Raw genomic sequence first — 859 nt, forward strand, 5'->3', positions numbered from 1 at the left:
ACGCGCCCTGGTCCGGATCGAGCTTGCCGGTAGCGAAATAGTCGAGGAAGAACAGCGGCTCGGCGCCCTGCACGACGATATCGTTGACGCACATGGCGACGAGGTCGATGCCGATGGTGTCGTGCTTGCCGGAATCGATGGCGATCTTGAGCTTGGTGCCGACCCCGTCATTGGCCGCGACCAGCACCGGATCGGTGAAGCCGGCGGCTTTCAAATCGAACAGGCCGCCGAAGCCGCCGATCTCGCCGTCGGCACCCGGCCGGCGCGTCGCGCGCACGAGCGGCTTGATCTTCTCGACCATGAGATTGCCGGCATCGATATTGACGCCCGCCTCGGCATAGGTGAGCCCGTTCTTGCGCTTGGCCTTGTCGCCGTTGCTCATCTTCGGCTCATCCCTGTTTCCATTGCGGGCTCATCGCATGAATGGTTTCGGGGGGCAAGGCGCGTGAGAGCCAATCTCCCCCCTTGAGGGCAGGGCTATCGCATATGAGTAAAGAGTTCATAGAAGAAGTCTTTGCTCCAATTGGCCCTGCGCATCTTGCTGGCAATTGGTTTGTCGAGGGGATGGGCAGCCAAGATGTTTTGGGCGAGCCTGCGGATGACGGCCAGGTTTTGTGGCGCGTAGTCCTTTCGGGTGCGGGCGTCATCCTCGTGGAAGACAACATCAAGGCTCCAGTGCAACTGGTTTTCGATCGTCCAGTGGGCACGAACCGTCTCAGCCAATTTGTTGGGCGTCAGCACCTTGGAGAGGGCGATATAGCGGACCGATGTGGTCGTCTTGCCGTCGGCAGTGGTGCGCAGGGCCTCGACACGGCCAATGGCCTTGAGGCCGGGGCAGGCGGGCGCGTCCTTGAGCCTG

The 859-nt window shown here is 61.7% G+C and carries 2 protein-coding genes; both read right to left on the reverse strand.

Translation table 11 applies throughout. From position 1 onward, the window contains the following. The coding region (locus tag EOA32_RS37470) for an AIR synthase related protein (RefSeq protein ID WP_245499536.1) at positions 1–382 on the reverse strand (382 nt) is incomplete at its 3' end. A gap of 95 nt (positions 383–477) precedes the next feature. Further along, positions 478–859: ISAs1 family transposase (locus EOA32_RS39095; RefSeq protein WP_128374328.1), on the reverse strand; the 382-nt coding region annotated here is incomplete at its 5' end.

Source organism: Mesorhizobium sp. M1A.F.Ca.ET.072.01.1.1 (genome assembly GCF_004023325.1).
Taxonomy (GTDB): domain Bacteria; phylum Pseudomonadota; class Alphaproteobacteria; order Rhizobiales; family Rhizobiaceae; genus Mesorhizobium.